Origin of the sequence: Amycolatopsis sp. NPDC051106 (genome assembly GCF_040682775.1) — a bacterium.
In the GTDB taxonomy this organism is placed as follows: domain Bacteria; phylum Actinomycetota; class Actinomycetes; order Mycobacteriales; family Pseudonocardiaceae; genus Amycolatopsis.
The window spans coordinates 98,171-114,320 of the sequence record NZ_JBFBBQ010000022.1; the positions used below are offsets into that span (position 1 = coordinate 98,171).

General features: G+C 69.9%; 15 protein-coding genes and 1 pseudogene. 4 read left to right on the forward strand and 12 right to left on the reverse strand.

Annotation, left to right across the window (positions count from 1 at the left end; all coding sequences use genetic code 11):
• The first annotated feature begins 24 nt into the window (after positions 1-24).
• Complete coding sequence (locus tag AB0M83_RS19160) at positions 25-1,227, forward strand: cytochrome P450 (RefSeq protein WP_364518718.1); 1,203 nt, start codon at positions 25-27, stop codon at positions 1,225-1,227.
• Here the strand turns inward: AB0M83_RS19160 and AB0M83_RS19165 are convergent.
• Genes AB0M83_RS19165 through AB0M83_RS19180 form a run of 4 tightly spaced genes read right to left on the reverse strand, consistent with a single transcriptional unit; the run spans position 1,217 to position 5,646 of the window.
• Complete coding sequence (locus AB0M83_RS19165; RefSeq protein WP_364518719.1) at positions 1,217-2,638, reverse strand: restriction endonuclease; 1,422 nt, start codon at positions 2,636-2,638, stop codon at positions 1,217-1,219. The two genes, AB0M83_RS19160 and AB0M83_RS19165, sit on opposite strands and share 11 nt — an antisense overlap.
• 16 nt (positions 2,639-2,654) lie before the next feature.
• The gene (locus AB0M83_RS19170) at positions 2,655-3,293 is read right to left on the reverse strand and encodes a DUF6308 family protein (RefSeq protein ID WP_364518721.1); all 639 of its coding nucleotides are present in this window, start codon (positions 3,291-3,293) and stop codon (positions 2,655-2,657) included.
• 52 nt (positions 3,294-3,345) lie between these two features.
• A complete protein-coding gene (locus AB0M83_RS19175; protein ID WP_364518723.1) occupies positions 3,346-4,299 on the reverse strand; it encodes an alpha/beta fold hydrolase in 954 nt (317 codons plus the stop codon).
• A 42-nt stretch (positions 4,300-4,341) separates the two neighbouring features.
• Positions 4,342-5,646, reverse strand: coding sequence for a cytochrome P450 (locus AB0M83_RS19180; RefSeq protein ID WP_364518725.1), 1,305 nt, complete (start codon positions 5,644-5,646; stop codon positions 4,342-4,344).
• 180 nt (positions 5,647-5,826) lie between these two features.
• Here AB0M83_RS19180 and AB0M83_RS19185 point away from each other — a divergent pair, with 180 nt between their 5' ends.
• On the forward strand, positions 5,827-6,645 hold the full coding sequence (locus AB0M83_RS19185; protein WP_364518727.1) for an SAM-dependent methyltransferase: 819 nt from the start codon (positions 5,827-5,829) through the stop codon (positions 6,643-6,645).
• A gap of 19 nt (positions 6,646-6,664) precedes the next feature.
• Entirely contained in the window at positions 6,665-8,776 is a 2,112-nt protein-coding gene (locus AB0M83_RS19190) for an EAL domain-containing protein (protein ID WP_364518729.1), read from the forward strand.
• On the opposite strand, the gene AB0M83_RS19195 is transcribed toward AB0M83_RS19190, so the two are convergent.
• The 8 genes and pseudogenes from AB0M83_RS19195 to AB0M83_RS19230 form a co-directional block, all read right to left on the reverse strand.
• Positions 8,725-9,627 (reverse strand): DMT family transporter, encoded by a 903-nt coding sequence (locus AB0M83_RS19195; protein WP_364518732.1) that lies wholly within the window; start codon positions 9,625-9,627, stop codon positions 8,725-8,727. The two genes, AB0M83_RS19190 and AB0M83_RS19195, sit on opposite strands and share 52 nt — an antisense overlap.
• A gap of 27 nt (positions 9,628-9,654) precedes the next feature.
• On the reverse strand, positions 9,655-11,772 hold the full coding sequence (locus tag AB0M83_RS19200) for an MMPL family transporter (RefSeq protein WP_364518734.1): 2,118 nt from the start codon (positions 11,770-11,772) through the stop codon (positions 9,655-9,657).
• 112 nt (positions 11,773-11,884) lie between these two features.
• A complete protein-coding gene (locus tag AB0M83_RS19205; RefSeq protein ID WP_364518736.1) occupies positions 11,885-12,133 on the reverse strand; it encodes a hypothetical protein in 249 nt (82 codons plus the stop codon).
• Positions 12,130-12,471, reverse strand: a complete 342-nt coding sequence (locus AB0M83_RS19210; protein WP_364518738.1) for a helix-turn-helix domain-containing protein — start codon at positions 12,469-12,471, stop codon at positions 12,130-12,132. The genes AB0M83_RS19205 and AB0M83_RS19210 overlap by 4 nt, the downstream gene beginning before the upstream one ends.
• Before the next feature lie 165 nt (positions 12,472-12,636).
• The gene (locus AB0M83_RS19215) at positions 12,637-13,356 is read right to left on the reverse strand and encodes a DUF2786 domain-containing protein (RefSeq protein ID WP_364518740.1); all 720 of its coding nucleotides are present in this window, start codon (positions 13,354-13,356) and stop codon (positions 12,637-12,639) included.
• An 18-nt stretch (positions 13,357-13,374) separates the two neighbouring features.
• Positions 13,375-13,512, reverse strand: a pseudogene (locus AB0M83_RS19220) (LuxR C-terminal-related transcriptional regulator); the annotation flags it as partial.
• A gap of 89 nt (positions 13,513-13,601) precedes the next feature.
• Positions 13,602-14,159 (reverse strand): TetR/AcrR family transcriptional regulator, encoded by a 558-nt coding sequence (locus tag AB0M83_RS19225; protein WP_364518742.1) that lies wholly within the window; start codon positions 14,157-14,159, stop codon positions 13,602-13,604.
• Entirely contained in the window at positions 14,138-14,935 is a 798-nt protein-coding gene (locus AB0M83_RS19230; RefSeq protein WP_364518744.1) for an SGNH/GDSL hydrolase family protein, read from the reverse strand. The genes AB0M83_RS19225 and AB0M83_RS19230 overlap by 22 nt, the downstream gene beginning before the upstream one ends.
• 138 nt (positions 14,936-15,073) lie before the next feature.
• Between AB0M83_RS19230 and AB0M83_RS19235 the strand changes: the two genes are divergently transcribed.
• On the forward strand, positions 15,074-16,051 hold the full coding sequence (locus AB0M83_RS19235; protein ID WP_364518746.1) for an NAD(P)H-dependent oxidoreductase: 978 nt from the start codon (positions 15,074-15,076) through the stop codon (positions 16,049-16,051).
• Positions 16,052-16,150: the final 99 nt, after the last annotated feature.

Genomic DNA, 16,150 nt, shown 5'->3' on the forward strand with positions numbered 1-16,150 from the left:
ACAACCACCACGAAAGGACCTCCGATGAGCGACACCCCGCAGGGCCTCCCGATGGAGCGGGACGCGGGTCCCTTCGACCCGCCCCGCGAGATCACCAAGCTTCGCGAGGCCCGCCCGGTGAGCCCGCTGACGTTCCCGGACGGGCACGAGGGCTGGCTCGTCACCGGCTACGAAGCGGTGCGCCAGATGATGGCGGACACGCGGTTCAGCTCGCGGCTGGACCTCGACGTCGTCCACGTGCCGTTCGAGACGCCCGGCATGCCCGTGGCGACCGAGCCGTCCCCGCAGCTGCCGGGCATGTTCATCGCGATGGACCCGCCCGACCACGGCCGGCTGCGCAAGCGGCTCACCGGCGCTTTCACCGTCAAGCGGATGAAGCAGCTGGAAGAGCACATCGCGGAGATCGTCGAGCAGCAGCTGGACCACCTGGCGCGCCTGGCCCCGCCGGTGGACCTGGTCAAGGAGTTCGCGCTGCCGGTGCCCTCGCTGGTGATCTGCGAACTGCTCGGCGTCCCCTACGAGGACCGGGAGAGCTTCCAGACCAACTCGGCGCAGTTCATGGTCCGCGACCAGACGCTCGAAGAGAAGATGGGCGCGTACATCGCGCTGAACACGTACCTGTCCGAACTGGTGACGCGCAAGCGTTCTTCGCCGGGTGAGGACATCCTTTCGGACCTGGCCCGCCACGAGGACCTCACGATCGAGGAGCTGACCGGGGCCGCGTTCCTGATGCTGATCGCGGGGCACGAGACGACGGCCAACATGCTGTCCCTGGGCACTTTCGCGCTGCTGGAGCACCCGGCCGAGCTGGCTGCCCTTGCCGCCGACCCTTCGTTGATGCCGGGTGCCGTCGAGGAGCTGCTGCGGTACCTGTCCGTCGCCGACATCTTCTACCGTTACGCGACGGAGGACCTTTCGCTTGGGGGTGAAACGATCCCCAAGGGGTCCACTGTGGTCGTCTCGCTGCTGGCCGCCAACCGGGACCCGGAGCGCTTCCCGGACCCGGACGTGCTGGACATCCGGCGCAACGCACGCGGGCTCCTGTCCTTCGGCCACGGCGTGCACCAGTGCCTGGGGCAGCAGCTGGCGCGCATCGAGATGCGGGCCGGGTTCGAGGGGTTGCTGCGGCGGTTCCCGACTCTCCGGCTCGCCGTCCCCGCCGGCGAGGTGAAGCTGCGGACCGACATGAACATCTACGGCGTTCACGCACTGCCGGTCACCTGGTAGGCGTGGGTTCGTCCGGTCGCCAGTTGGCGACCGGACGACACACCAGGGCATCCGACGTCCGCGCGTACTCGATGTTCCGCAAGTAGTAGGTGTATCGACTGAGGTCATCGAGCAGGTGGTGTTCGGCCAAGGCGCAGATGAGGTGTTCGCTCGCTTCCAGCAAGGCCAGCCCGTCCGGCAATTCTGCTCGGTCGGTGCCCGCGAGGTCGGCGGTAAACGGGTTGGCGATGACGATCCCGGAAATCCATTCGGTCGTGTCGTTGTCCTGGAAACTGTCGGGCCCGACGATGTACGCCAGCGGTCGTACGTCAGAGACGAGAGGGCGGGGCTCCCTGCTTCGAGTGACTGATTGGCCGCCGCGCGGTCGCCAGTACACGCCTTCGTGGACGCCGATCGACCGGCACAGGTGTACGAGCGGTGCGCTGTCGAGCGGTATTCCTTCGAGTTCGAAGGAGAGAGTGATGGCCACAGCTCGTCGCGTCCGGTGCGCGGCCAGGTTGGCTGTCAGCGTGTAGAACCCACCATCACACCGGTCGAGGTAGCAAATCTCTTCACTGTCGTGGGCGCCGAGCGTCTCCGCACGTTGCCTCCACTGTGGAAGCTGTTCGGCGAACGCCGCCGAACCGAGGCCGTGCCAGTTCTGGTTCGGCTGCTGGATGCTCCACCGTGCGTCCTTCGTTGCCCATCCCAGAGCCGCTAGCTTTTCGACGAGCTGGAGCAGCCCGTGTTCATCGAGGCCTCTCGGTGACACGTCGAGAGTGACGCCGAAGCCGTGAGCTGCCACCCAATCGATGTCCGGGAGCTCGTGTGCGAAGACGAACTGCCCGAACTGTCCGGCACATTCGACCAACCGGCTGCGACTGCCGTCAGGTTGCATGAACTGCAGGTCGGCTACCGGCAAGTCGGCTTTCGGTACCTTCGGCCGCTTCGTGTCGGGCTCGTCGAGCAAGACTGTGCCATTCGTGAGCAGCGCTTCTCTCTTCCGCCACAGCAGTTCTGGCAGGGGAACGAGTCCCGAGACAACCAAGCGGAGTTCCTCGCCCGAGATCAACAGGATCGGCTGACGCCGGTGCTGCTCGACGTCCGAGATGACCGAACCGGCGAAGCCCGTGAAGCTGAGGAGGATACCGACAACCCGCCGGTCCGTTCGCCTCAGTCGCGAGCGGAGACTGTCGATGTCGTCGATGTCCGCCCGGGCGTTCCGCCACTTGCACTCGATCAGATAAGTCTCGCCGTCCCTGGTCGCCAGGACGTCGGTCTGCCGCGGCCGGGCCGTGCCCGGGCTCCGGCTGACATCGAAATGATGGTGGCGGAACATCTCGGCGGCGAGTCGTTCGAGGTCCCGGCCTCGCTTCGCCGGATCGTCCAGCTTTTCGAGTGCTTCGAGGCGAGCTTCCAAATCGCTCTTCATCACGACATCATCCAGCTCACGTGTGCGCCCGAGCCCGCATCCACAGCACGACGTCGAGGCACCTCAGCAAGCTGATGTCCTCGATGCCGCCCGCTTCGGTGCGGAGCTCGGCCAGGGCCGACGTCCGGGCCGGGTCCGTGTGGAACCAGCTCCACAGGCAGTTCCACGGGCTCGCGGGCGCCTTGAGGATCGCGCTGACCTGGCTGTCGTACACCGGGGTCAGGCGGGGGCGCTTACGGGCCAGCAGCTTGGACGCCGTCACCGGGCGGTGCTTGCCGCCGCACTGCCTGAACAGCTCCCACAGCTGGTCGGCCGGTGCGCCCCGCTCGTACGTGGACCACGGGGCCGAATGCATGGAGACGTCCGCCGGGATCTGCTCCAGCAGCTCCGTGATCCGGTGGGCGTGGGTCATCGTCGTGTCGATCGCGACTTCCGCCAGGCTCGTGATGCTGAGGAAGTTCAGCGCCAGGACGTCCGCTTCGGTCACCGTGTTGGCCACCGACAGGCCGTCGCCGCCGCCGGCGAAACGCTCGAACCAGCGGCCGGTGTAGCGGCGCTCGTCGAAGTAGCGCCGGAGGGCCGTCAGCGATTCCTCGCGGTGCTCGCCGCGGACGTACTGGTCGAGTACGTGGTGCTGGTGGGCGTAGTCGATCATGTCGGGCGCTCCCCTCATCGCCGAATGAGGGTCGCGCCCGTCCGACCGACCGTTACGACAGCGTTTTCAGCCAGTTTCCCACCACGCCGAAGTACGTCGGCGCGTTCGGGGCGTAGTTGATCGCGTGGCCGTAGCCGTTCAGGATGTACGTCTGCAGCCGCGAGGTACCGAAGAACGGTGCTTCGGACGCCCGCAACGCCTCGGGTGACGAACAGTCACTGCCCAGCAGCCCGCAGAAGTTCGGGTCGTTGCCCACCACCAGCAGGACCGGTGCCGTGATCTGCTGGGACGCCGGGGTGACGACGGTCGTCAGCGTCAGGCTGTCCACCGCCTCGGTCGCCGCGAAGACGTCCTTTGTGGACTCGTCGTAGGCCATCGCGGCGGTGTCGTAGGGGCCTGGCGTGTGGAAGGCCGCGTAGCGGGTGCCGGGGTCGGTGGTCAGGTAGCCCGCGTCGCGACCGGGGACGGCCGGGTCCAGCGGGGCCGGGATCATCTGGGCCAGCGTCGGGATCACCGAGACCAGGTTCATCCGGTGTGTCATCCCGGTGACGAGCACGCCGTCGACGTCGCGGTAGCGGCCGGCCTCGATCATCGCCATCGCCGAACCGATCGAATGGCCGCCGACGACCACCTTCGCGAACCGCGGGCGCACCGCCTGGACCACCTGGTGCGCCGCGGTCGCCTGGACGGACGCGCTCAGCAGCGCGCTCAACGGCTTCGAGCTCTGCCCGGTGCCGAGCCGGTCCAAGGCCAACGTCGCGATCCCCGCCTGGTTCATCGCCAGCCGGAACGACCGGATCTCCGGCGTGTAGCCGATGTCCCAATAGGACGCGCTGTACGTGCCGCCGGGAATCAGGACCACGACGGTCGACGCGCCGGCCGGGGCGCACAGGCGCCCGTGCATCGTCTGCGGCAGGAGTGCCACCGTGACGGGGACGTACAAGTCCTGGCAGGTCGGCGCCGCCTGGGCCGGAGCGGGCACGAACACCGTGGCCGCGAACAGCACGAAGACAGCGAAAAATCGGCGTAGCACGGGAGAAAAACCCTTCTACTGGTGACGGGGGACAGCCGTCATCGGCAGGCTGTCCGGGTAAGCGGCGGAGGTGAACTTCACGCGCACCGGCCGGCCCGGGACCGGGACCAGCCGCCAGCGCGCGGCCACCGTGGCCACCGTGATGACGATTTCGTGCTGGGCGAAGCGGTTTCCGATGCACTGCCGCCCGCCCGCGCCGAACGGGACGAACGCGCCCTTGGGCAGCCGCGCCACCCGCTCCGGTGCCCAGCGGCCGGGATCGAACCGGTCCGGGTCGGGGAACGACGCGGGATCGTGGTGCAGCGCGTGCGGGCTGACGATCACTTCGGCGCCCGCCGGGATCCGCGTGCCGCCGAGGTCGACCTCCTCGAGCGTCCGGCGCATCAGCATCCACAGCGGGTAACAGCGCAGCACCTCGTCGACGACCTGCCGGACGTAGGTCAGCCGCGCGATGTCGTCGATCGTGATCGGCCGGCCGCCCAGCACCTCGTCGACCTCGGCGTGCACCCGCGCCTCGACGTCGGGGTGCCGGCCGAGCTCGTGGAACGTCCAGGACAGCGCCAGCGCGGTCGTCTCGATGCCCGCGGTGAGCAGGGTGAGCACCTCGTCGCGGGCCTGCTCGTCGGTCATGCCGGCGAGCAGGAGCGTCGAAAGCAGGTCACCGCGGTCGACGCTTTCGGTGCGCCAGTCGCGGATGACCTCGACGACGATGTCCTGCATCCGCTTGATGGCTTCGTCGAACCGCCGGTTGCCGGGTATCGGCAGGTTTTCGACGAACTTCGGGGACAACGCGCGAATCATTCCCTGCTGGATGATGAGGTAAATGGACCGGCGGGCTTCTTCGACCGCGGCTTTCCCGATTTCGGTGGAGAACAGGGCCTCGCCGACGATCGTCACCGCGAGCCCCTGCAGGTCTTCGTCGAGCGGCCGCACTTCGCCCGGCCGCCACGAGTCGCTCAGCTCCACCGCTGCGCGTCGCATGATCTCGGCGTACGCGGCCAGCCGGTCGCGGTGGAACGCCGGCTGCATCAGCCGGCGTTGCCGGAGGTGGAAGTCGCCGTTCGAAAGCACCAAGCCATTTCCGACGAACGGCTTGAACTTGTCGAACATGGCGCCCTTGCGGAACTTCGGGCCGGCCGTGACCAGCACTTCGTGCGCCAGCCGGGGGCTGGTGACGAAGTACGCGGGCAGCGGGCCGAGGTGGACTTCGACGATTTCCCCGTGTTCGTGCAAAGAATCGGTGAATGCGGAGCGTTGACGCAGCAGTGCCGGAGTGTGCCCGAGAAAAGGCCACCGGCCCGGAGCCACCGGCACGGTCATGTGGACTCCTCGTTACGCCATTGTGTGGACTTCCCAACGAGACGGCCTACGGTAGGCGCGTCCGGCCGAACCGGACAGTGCCCGATCGGGTGGTGTGCGCTCACGCGGATGGCGCAGTCACCGGGCCACCGCGAATCGCTAAGCTCTTTCCGATCCGAAACGGCTGAGAAGGTGTTTTCCGTGACACGATCACCGGAATGGGTTCCATCGGGTGTCGATATCTCCGTGCCGAGCATGGCGCGCACTTACGACTTCATGCTCGGCGGCGGCCACAACTTCGCCGTCGATCGCGCGGTGGGCGAGCAGATCGAGCGCGCGATGCCCGGGCTGCGCGACGCGGCGCGCGTGAACCGCGCGTTCCTCGGGCGCGCGGTGCGGTTCCTGACCGGCCAGGGGGTCCGGCAGTTCCTCGACATCGGCTCCGGTATCCCCACGGTGGCGAACGTGCACGAGGTCGCGCAGGAGCAGGATCCCGGCTGCCGGGTGGTGTACGTCGACCGCGACCCGGTGGCGGTCGCGCACAGTGAACTCATCCTGTCCGGCAACGATCGTGCAGCGATCGTGCACGCCGACATGCGGGACCCGGAAAAGATCTTCGATGCGCCGTCGGTGCGCGGTTTGCTCGACTTCGAAAAGCCGGTCGGATTGATGATGCTGTTGATGCTGCATTGGGTCCCGGACGCGGATGATCCGCTCGACCTCGTCGCGCGCTACAGTTCGGTATTGGCGCCGGGAAGTTTTCTCGCGATCACCCATGTGACCGGCGACCACCAGGGCGAAAATCTCGGAGAAGCGACCGACGTGATCAAGGAAAGCCGCAGTCCCGACCAAGTGACACTGCGCTCGCACGCCCAGGTGTCCGAGCTGTTCACGGGGTACGAAATCGTCGAACCGGGGCTGGTCGGCTGCGGCGAATGGCGGCCGTCCGGACCGGCGGACATCGCCGCCGCGGCCGAGATGAACATGCTCGTTTACGCCGGAATCGGCCGCAAGAGCTGAGCGGACGCCGCGGATGCCGATGATCGAAGAAGTGCCGGAGCAGCCGGCGGGTCCCGACCCCGAACGGGCGCGGACCGTGCTCGCCCGGAAATGGGCGTACCTGCTCAGCGGCGTGACCGTCGTTTCGCTGAGCCGGGAGCTGCTCGGCGAAGAATTGCGCGGAATGCTCGACACGCTGGTCGACTCCCTGCGTGGCGCGTCCGCGGACACGGCACCCGCCGAGCGGATCGGCGCCCGGCTGGTCGGGCTCGGCTACGTCGGCGAGCCGGGCCTGCGGTGCACGCTCGACGTCCTCGGGAAGGGCCTGCCGAGGCTGCCCGAACTGCGGCCGGCGGACCGCTTCGCCGAGCCGATCGCGCTGACGCTGGGCGCGCTCTCCTGCGGCTTCCTGGTCGCGCACGAGCGCAGCGTCCTCGACCAGCAGGAGATCATGCACCTCGCGCTGCTCAAGGCGGTGCGGGACGCGCAGTGGAACCTCAAGCAGAGCGAAGCGCGTTTCGACGAGGTGGTGACGTCGTCCGCGAGCGGCATCGCGCTGGTCTCGCTCGACGGCCGGATCGTGCGCGCGAACGCCGCGCTCGCCGAGATGCTGGGGCACCCGGCCGGCGAGCTGGCCGGGACGCTGATGGACGACCACGTCCACCCGGAGTCCGTCGAGGCCTTCCGCGAGGGGATGACCGCGCTGGTCTGCGGCGGCAAGGAGCGGGTCCGGCAGTCCCAGCGGCTGCTGCGCAAGGACGGCGACGTCGCCCGCATCTCGCTCACCGCGTCGTTGCTGCGCGACGCCGAAGACCGGCCCGGCCACTTCGTCGTCGTGGTGGAGGACGGCACCGAGCTGATGCTGCTGCAGGGCGAACTGAGCCGCCAGGCGCTGCACGACGTGCTGACCGGCCTGCCGAACCGCCAGTACTTCGGCACGCACCTCGAGGCGGCGCTGCGGCGCGCCGACCCGGAATACGGCGTCACCCTCTTCCACGTCGACCTCGACGCGTACGGCATGGTCTGCAACAGTCTCGGCACCCGCGTCGGTGAGCAGCTGCTGGTGCACTTCGCCCAGCGGCTGAAGGCCGTCATGGCCCGCGAGCGGGCCATGATCGCGCGGTTCCACGCCGACGAGTTCGGCATCCTCGTCGAGAACTCGGCGACGACGCCGGACATCGACACCATCGTGCGCGCGATCAACGACGAGCTCGCCGAGCCGTTCTTCGTCGGCGGCCACGGGCTCGCGCTGTCGGCCAGCGCGGGCGTGGTGCACCGGCCGGCCAAGGGCATCGACCCGGCGGAACTGCTGCGCGCGGCCGAGCAGACGCTGCGGCGCGCCAAGGTGCGCCGGCGCGGTCAGTGGAAGGTGTTCGACCGGGACGCCGACGCCCAGGACCGGCGGACGCAGGCGCTGGCCGTCGGCATGGCCGGTGCCTGGGAGAACGGCGAGATCGGCGTGCGCTACCGGCCGCTGGCGCGGCTGGCCGACGGCGAGGTCGCCGGGTTCGAGGCCCGCCTGCACTGGGACCGGTCGGCCGAGGGGCCGCTGGGGCACGAACGCTGCGCGGAGCTCGCCGAGTCGACCGGGCTCGCGCTGCCGCTCGGGGACTGGCTGCTGCGCGCGGCGGGTAGGCAGGGCGAATGGTGGCGGCAGCGCGCGGGTTCCCGGCTGCCGGTGGTCGCCGGGCTCACCGGGCACCAGGTGTCCGACGACGCCCTCGGCACGCGCGTGACGCGGATGCTCGCGGACACCGGCCTGCCGCCGGACCAGCTGACGCTCGGCGTCCCGGTCGGCGCGTTGCCGGTGTCCGGGGTCGTCGAGAACGTCACCGCGCTCGCCGGTCTCGGGGTCCGCGTCATGCTCGACGAGTTCGGGCTCGGGGCCGGCGACCTGCGGGCCGTCGAGGACCTGCCGGTCGACATCGTCCGCGTCGACCGGCGGCTCACGCAGTGGCAGGCGTGGTCGGACTCGACGTTCCTGAGCGCGCTGGTGCCCCTCGTCCGGCAGGTCGGTGCCACGCTCGTCGTCGACGGGATCCACACCGAGGACCAGGCGAGCTGGTGGGGCACGGCCGGCGCGGAGCTGGGCACGGGCGACTACTTCGGGGTCGCGACGCCACCGGGCGAACTCGTCGGCACCTTCGCTTGAGCCGGCCACCGCGTCAGGCCGACGGCGGCCAGCACGATCACCATGCCGCCGACGACCCGGGGCGTCAGCGGCTCGCCGAGGACGACCGCGCCGAGCGCGACCGACACCACCGGGAGCAGGTAGCCGACGGTCGCGGCGGCCGTCGGGCCTTCCTCGGTCAGGACCCGGTAGTTGAGGTAGAAGGTGATGCCGGTCCCGAAGACGCCGAGGATCGTCACCGCCACCAGCGCGGTCAGGTTCAGGTGCGGCGCCACGCCGGACACGGGCAGGGCCAGCGCGGTCAACGCGGTCGCCGTCATCAGCTGGGCGGCCGACAGCGCGAGCGGTGCGCCGTCAGGTGGCAGTTTCCGGGCCATGTAGGCGAACGCGATCGCGTAGCTGAGCCCGGCCCCGAGCAGCGCGAGCGCGCCGCCGCTCAGCAGACCTGACTGCTGCCACGGCGCGAAGATCACCAGCACACCGGCGAACCCGACCCCCAGCCCCAGCAACCGGACCGGCCCGAGCCGGCGGTCCGTGCCGAGCGCGACGCCGATCAGCAGTGACCACAACGGTGTCGTGGCGTTCATGACGCCCGCGACACCGGAGTCCACCGTGCGTTCCCCGATCCCGAAGAGTGCGAACGGCAGGGCGTTGCAGAAGAACGCGGCGACGACCAGCCGGCCCCACGTCCGCCGGTCGCGCGGCAGGCGCTGGCCGGTGCCGAAGGCCATGGCCAGCAGCGTCACCGCGCCGAGCGCGCAGCGGACGAGCGTGAGGTGGACGGGGCTCAGCCCGGTCAAGGCCAGCTTGATCCACAGGAAACCCGACCCCCACAGCAAGGCCAGTACCGCGATGCGCACCCATCCAGTCACACCGTCCACGGTGCCGAAAATGATCTGTCAGGACAAGTGAAGAGTTCTGGAGTGATCTTTAAGGCCTGCTACAGCTTTCGGACGCCAGAGCCGGTCGCCGAACAAGGCCAGCGCCGCGGGCAGCAGCACGCCGCGCACGAGTGTCGCGTCGAGCAGGATCGCGAAGGCCATACCCAGGCCCAGCATCTTGTACTCGATCGCCGCGAGGCTCAGGAAGATGCTGAACACGCCGGTCATGATCAGGGCGGCGCTGGTCACGACGCCGGAGCTGCGTGCCGTCCCTTCGACGATCGCCTCGCGCGCCGAGCCGCCCGCGAGCCGTCGTTCGCGGATCCGGCTGAGGATGAAGACGTGGTAGTCCGTGCTCAGCCCGAACAGCAGCACGAACAGGAACATCGGCAGCCAGCCCAGCACGCCGCCGTAGGGCGTGAAGCCCAGTAGCGGTGCGAGAAAGCCGTCCTGGAAGACCAGCGTCAGTACGCCGTAGGCCGCGCCGACCGAGAGCAGGTTGAGCAGGATCGACACCGCCGGCACGGCGACCGACCGGAACACGACGAGCAGCAGCACGAACGCGAGCAGCAGGATGAACCCGAAGACGTACGGCGCTCGTTCCAGGACCTGCGCGGTGAAGTCGTGCGCTTCCGCGGTCCGGCCCGCGACGGCGAAGTGGACGCCGTCCAAACCGCCGATCGTCTGTGGCAGCAGGGTTTCCCGCAACGCCGTCAACGTCCGGTCGGCCGCTTCGTCGTTTCCGGTGCCGCCGAGCGGGATCCGCACGACGAGTGCGTCGTCCACCGGAACCACGACCGCCGGCTTCGGCGTTCCGACGGTGAGTTCGCCGATCGCCCGGCGGACCGCGGGCGTGTCGACCGGGCCGCGGTCGCTCCACAGGACGACGTGCGCGGGCATCGTCACGCCGGGAAACGCTTCCTGGACGCGCGCGGCCGCGTCGATCACCGGGACGCTGCGCGGCAGGCTTTCGGTCGGAGCCGGGTCCTGCAGCCGGATTCCGGCGGCGGGCAGAGCGAGCAGGACCAGCAGCCCGGCGGCGATCCCGCTCCACAGCGCGGGCCGCCGGGTGACGACGCCGGCCACCGCCGCCCAGAACCGCGAACGGGGGCCGCGCTTGCCCAGCCACGGGATCCGGAGACGGTCGACGCGGGTTCCGAGCAGTGAGAGCGTCGCGGGAAGCACGGTCACCGACGCCAGCACGGCGAGACCGACGACGAGGATCGTGCTCACGGTCAGGCCGCGGAGGTTGTCGAGCCCGGTGAAGAGCAGGCCGGTCACGCACAGCACGACGGTCAGTCCCGACACGACGATCACGTGCCCGGACGTCCGGGCGGCGATCCGCAGCGACTCCTCGACGCCGTGCCCGCGTTCTTCCCTGGCCCGGCGCAGGAAGAACAGGGAATAGTCGACGCCGACCGCCATGCCGATCAGCAACGTCATCGAGGAAGTGGCGCTGTTGACGGGAATCCAGTTGTCCACTGCGGACAGGAACCCGAAGGTCGCGAAGACCGTGGTGCCCGCAAGCAGCACCGGGACGGCGGCCGCGACCAGCGAGCCGAACACGGCCAGCAGGATCAGCAGGGTGAGCGGCAGCGAGCGCGTCTCGGACCGCTTGATGTCCTCCTTGATGCTCTGGTCGACCGCGCCGGACACGCTGAGGTCGCCCGCCTGCGCGAGCCGGGCGTCCGGGTGCCGGGCGGCGACTGTCGTGACGGCCGAGGCCGCCGTCGCGAGGTTTCGCCGGATCTCTTCGCCGGAGCCGAGGATCCGGAAGGTGACGAGGCCGGCGCGGCCGTCGGCGGAGACCTGGGCCGGGTCGTCGAGTGGGGAGCGGATGTCCGCGACCGCCCCGGACGCCGTCAACGTCGTCACCAGGTCGGTGACGACGGCGGTGGCGTCGCGGGGGACGAGGACGTTCTCCCAGAACGGTTCGCGGGAGTCCTGGCGGTCGAGGACGGCTTGGCCGGTCCCGGCGTCGCCGGCGGGGCTCGAGCGTGCGTCGGTGCCGGGGGCGAACGTGCCGATGACCCAGGAGAGCGCGACGAGCGCCAGCCAGCCGAAGATCGCGGCGGCGCGGTGGCGCAGCGACCAGTTCGTGACGCGTTCGACCACGGGGGTGCTTGCGGGCAGCATGAACTAAAGTCCTTCCGTGAAGGAGTGATCCGATGAGAGCTCGCCTTCGGGCGAGTGGGTGCTTCTTCTTCCTGGGCCGCCGAGTTGCCGCTCGGCGGTCCAGGGCCTCAGGTCAGTCGACCTCCTTGAGCACGTGTTCGATGGACCGCAGCCGGTCCTGGACGTCCCGCAGCTGCCGTTCGGTTTCTTCTTGCGTCCGCACGGCTTTCTCGGCGAGGCTCCGGTATTCCTCCTCGCGCGCGAGGGTGGCCTTGGCGCGCCAGGTCGAGGCCAGCTGCACGATCGCGATCGACAGCACGACGGTGATCAGGACGAAGACCCCGGTCACGCCGATGATCTCCTGCCACTGGTGCCAGTTCATGTGCGTCCCTCCTCGCCGTCCCCTTGGACGGATTCCGGTGTGGTCAGCGTCGGCGCGGCGGCCGCGATGGTTTCGGGCGTCAGGACGACGGAAAACGGCGTGAGCTCGTAGAACCGCAGCGTCTTCCCGTCTTCGCCGACCTCGAAGCTGGCCTCGACCAGTCCCGCGGCTTCGAGCTTGCGCAGGTGGACCTGCAGCAGCGCACGGCTGATCCGCAGCTCGCGCGCGAGCTTGCTGACGTAGGTGCGCTCGGCGCGCAGGGCGGCGACGATCCGCAGCCGGTGCGGGTTGCCGAGGGCACCCAGCAGCCGCAGCAGCTCGTCGCCGGTGGTCCACATGCCAACAAAAGTTAGCAGGTGGTGCGCCGAGGGGGTATCAGGGTGATCCCTGAGGGTTCGGGAAGGAGTCGGCCGCGGCTCGGTGGGAACTGCATCGGAAGCAAGCGGCGTGAGTCGGCGACCGGCTCTGCCGTCGACCACGCCAGGTATCGGCGCAAGCTGGGCTCAGCGCAAGGCTTTCAGGCGGCGGGTCAACGCCGAGGGGTCGAGGTTGGCCCTCGTCCCGGCGTCGTGGCCGTCGAGGTAGCCGCTGCCGGACAGCCGGCGGGGTGCGGCCGACCGCAGATCGCCGTACTCGGAGTCGAACGCGTGCTGCACCAGCTGCGCGCGGTCGCGGACCACCAGCTCGGCCGACCGCTTGCCGGGTGCCGCCGTGCGGACCGCTTCCTGCTCGGCGTGGGACAGCCGCTCGTGCACCGCGCGGGCGAAGCCGTGCAGCCACGTGCGCCGGTAGGCTGCGAGGGACTCGCCGGGGAAGAAGCCGTCCGGCCGGACGCGGGTCAGCTGCGTGCTCGCCTGCAGCAGCAGGCTGGTGAACAGCAGCTCGACCCGGCCGAGGTCGGACCGGTAGCCGAACACGGTGACGCTCTCGACCTTCTGGCCGTAGCGGTGCAGCAGCGTCCGGCAGCGCAGCGGATAGGCGACCGAGGTCAGCAGGCTCGCCTTGTCGCGGCTGTACGGGTCGTTCATCGGGATCTTGAGCGTCCCGATCTCGTCGGAGGTCGCCCCCGACTCGGCGAGCATCGCCTGGTCGATGCCGTAGCGCGCGACCAGCTCGGCGGCCTTCTTGTTGTAGGCCTCGGCCTCCGCCTCGGTGACCGCCGGGTCCTCGGCCTTGGCCAGCAGCTTGCGGATGCGCTCGAGCTGCGGGTCTGACTCGGTCATGGGAGGCAGGATATTCGATCAGGTGTTCGGACGCGTGCACCGGGTGCGCGTGTCGCCCGGCGACACGAGACCGGTTTCGTACGCCACGACCACCGCCTGCGCGCGGCTCGAAATGCCCAGCTTCGCCATCAGGCGGTTGAGGTGCGTCTTCACCGTGCGGAGTTCGACCTCGCCCGGCTCGGTGGAGAGGGGGGTTCCAACCCGAGGCAAGGGGGAGGGCTTTGGTGCGCTCTCTTCGCCGGGCTCTAACCGAGGTACGCGTCGAGCGTGACGGCCAGTGCCGCCTCCGGCGAAGGCGCGAAGCTCGCGCCGGCCAGGCCGCCCCACAGCCACAGCTGCGCGAGGCCGTGCAGCGCTGCCCACAGCGACGCCGCGACCAGCCGCAGGTCGGCGCCCGACCGCGCGAGCGGCGTCGGTACCGCCGCCACCAGCACGGCGAAGGTATCGAACACCGCGCTCGCCGCCGCCGAAAGCGCCGGGTCGTCCGCGTCGACGAGGTCGCGGCGGAACATTAGCTCGAACATCGCCGGGTTGGTCAGCGCGAAGTCGAGGTAGCTGTGGCAGGCGGCGGTGAGCCGCTCTCGCGGCGAGTTCCCCGGCAGTGTCTCCCGGCGGGCGAGGAGGTCGGCGTACCCGCGCGTCGCCACCGCGGACAGCAGTTCGGCGCGGCCGGAGAAGTGCCGCAGCGGGGCGCCGTGCGAAACGCCGGCGGCCTTCGCGATCCCGCGCAGCGTCACCGCGTCGACGCCTTCGCCGGCCAGCAGCTCGGACGCGGTGTCGATCAGGCGTTGCCGGGTGCCCATGCCTCGTCCCGGGTCATGGGGAGCAGGTCGGGGCGCTTCGGGAAGAAGCCGTCGCCGGGCTGGCGGCCGATCAGCCGGTTGCGGGTACGCGTCACGGCGACCGGCAGGACCTCGCGCAGCAGCCAGTGCACGTCGGCGCGCAGGCTGCCCGGCGCCGCGACGCCGGGCAGCGGATCGAGCCAGGCGGGATCGTGGCTGACGCCGAGCCGGCCGAGGACGTACGCGGCGAGCCGGCGGTGGCCGTGGGCGGAGAGGTGGAGCCGGTCGGCGCCGAAGTACCGCGAGTCGGTGACGGCCTGGTCGGGCCAGAGGTCGATGAGCAGCGCGCCGTAGCTGACGGCGGCTTCGCGGATGGCCTCGTTGAGCGCGACGATCCGCGGCCGCATCCGGCGACCGAGCGGCATCCGGTGGGAGATGTCGCTGAGGGTGAACGTGACGACGACGGGCGAGATTTCGGTGCAGGCCCGGATGGCGGCGTCGACCCGCCGCGCGACGGTCCGCGCGTCCCAGCCGCGGCTCATGACGTCGTTGCCGCCGCCGAAGAGCGCGACGAGATCGGGTTCGAGGCGCGTGGCGGCCGGAATCTGCTCGGGCACGATCTGGTCGAGCCGCCGCCCGCGCACGGCCAAGTTGGCGTAGCGGAAGCCCGGCTCGTCCTGCGCGAGGCGCGCCGCGACGAAGTCGGCCCAGCCCCGGTAGGCGCGCCGGTCCGGGTACGGGTCGTCGAGACCCTCGGCGCAGCTGTCGCCGAGGACGACGAAACGGTGGTGGCTCATGCCCGATCTCCGTAACCCGTGGTTCACCTGGTGGACACTGTCTATCAAACTTCTGTAGACGCTGTCTACATCGGCCCACCTGACATCTCGCCGACCTGTTTCGTCGGACTGGGTGAACCGACCGAACAGGGGAGAACGATGATCAAGATCGGAATCGTGCTGGGCAGCACCCGTCCCGGCCGCGTGGGGGACCAGGTGGCCCGCTGGGTCCACGACCGGGCGCGCCTCCGCGCCGACGCCGAGTTCGCGGTGATCGACCTGCGCGACCACCCGCTGCCCCACCTCGAAGAGCCGCCCGGCTTCTCGGGCCGCTACGAAGACGAACGCACCCGCGCCTGGGCCGCGACCGTCGCCGCCTGTGACGGGTTCGTCCTGGTCACGCCGGAGTACAACCACTCCGTTCCCGGCGTGCTCAAGAACGCCATGGACCACGTGCACGTCGAGTGGAACACCAAGGCCGCCGGGTTCGTCTCGTACGGGGGCGTCGGCGGTGCCCGCTCGGTCGAGCAGCTGCGGCTGGTCTGCGGGGCGCTGCAGCTGGCCGACGTGGCCCCGCAGGTCACCCTGCCCCTCGCGACCGAGTTCGAGAACCACACCGTCTTCGCGCCCGGCGAGTACCAGCTCACTGCCCTCGACACGCTGCTCGACCACGTCGTCGCCTGGAGCACCGCCCTCGCGCCGTTGCGCGGCGGCGACGCCGAAGCCGAGATCCGGGCGAAGCTAGGGCAGATCATCGAAGGGCTGCGGGCCAAGGATCTCGACGTCCTCAAGCGGGTCTACGCCGAGGATGTCGTGTCGTTCGACGTCGAGCCGCCGCTGCAGCACGTCGGGATCGACGCCAAGCTCGCGAACTGGGCCAAGGTGTTCACGTTCTTCGAGAAGGTGGACTACGAGCTGCGCGACCTGACCCTCACCGTGCGCGCCGACCTCGCCGTCGGGCACGGCTTCGGCCGGGTCAGCGGCATCCTGCGCGACGGGACGGCGGTCGACGGGATGTGGGTCCGGGCCACCTTCTGCCTCCGGAAGCGCGACGGCGCCTGGGTGATCGTCCACGACCAGGCGTCGGTGCCGTTCGACATGGCGACCGGCCGGGGCGTGACCGACCTGACGCCCTGACGCCTCACTGGTGGACGTTAGGGGAGGACAGGCGTACACGTCTTGTCTGCACCCCGGGCCTGCCAGGTCACTGCCGAGCTGACCACGTCACCCTGCCGG

Excerpts from the sequence above, each read along its gene's own strand:
- AB0M83_RS19160 (WP_364518718.1), top strand. The coding sequence starts at position 25 with ATGAGCGACACCCCGCAGGGCCTCCCGATGGAGCGGGACGCGGGTCCC.
- AB0M83_RS19165 (WP_364518719.1), bottom strand. The coding sequence starts at position 2,638 with ATGAAGAGCGATTTGGAAGCTCGCCTCGAAGCACTCGAAAAGCTGGAC.
- AB0M83_RS19170 (WP_364518721.1), bottom strand. The coding sequence starts at position 3,293 with ATGATCGACTACGCCCACCAGCACCACGTACTCGACCAGTACGTCCGC.
- AB0M83_RS19180 (WP_364518725.1), bottom strand. The coding sequence starts at position 5,646 with ATGACCGTGCCGGTGGCTCCGGGCCGGTGGCCTTTTCTCGGGCACACT.
- AB0M83_RS19190 (WP_364518729.1), top strand. The coding sequence starts at position 6,665 with ATGATCGAAGAAGTGCCGGAGCAGCCGGCGGGTCCCGACCCCGAACGG.
- AB0M83_RS19200 (WP_364518734.1), bottom strand. The coding sequence starts at position 11,772 with ATGCTGCCCGCAAGCACCCCCGTGGTCGAACGCGTCACGAACTGGTCG.
- AB0M83_RS19205 (WP_364518736.1), bottom strand. The coding sequence starts at position 12,133 with ATGAACTGGCACCAGTGGCAGGAGATCATCGGCGTGACCGGGGTCTTC.
- AB0M83_RS19210 (WP_364518738.1), bottom strand. The coding sequence starts at position 12,471 with ATGTGGACCACCGGCGACGAGCTGCTGCGGCTGCTGGGTGCCCTCGGC.
- AB0M83_RS19215 (WP_364518740.1), bottom strand. The coding sequence starts at position 13,356 with ATGACCGAGTCAGACCCGCAGCTCGAGCGCATCCGCAAGCTGCTGGCC.
- AB0M83_RS19225 (WP_364518742.1), bottom strand. The coding sequence starts at position 14,159 with ATGGGCACCCGGCAACGCCTGATCGACACCGCGTCCGAGCTGCTGGCC.
- AB0M83_RS19230 (WP_364518744.1), bottom strand. The coding sequence starts at position 14,935 with ATGAGCCACCACCGTTTCGTCGTCCTCGGCGACAGCTGCGCCGAGGGT.
- AB0M83_RS19235 (WP_364518746.1), top strand. The coding sequence starts at position 15,074 with ATGATCAAGATCGGAATCGTGCTGGGCAGCACCCGTCCCGGCCGCGTG.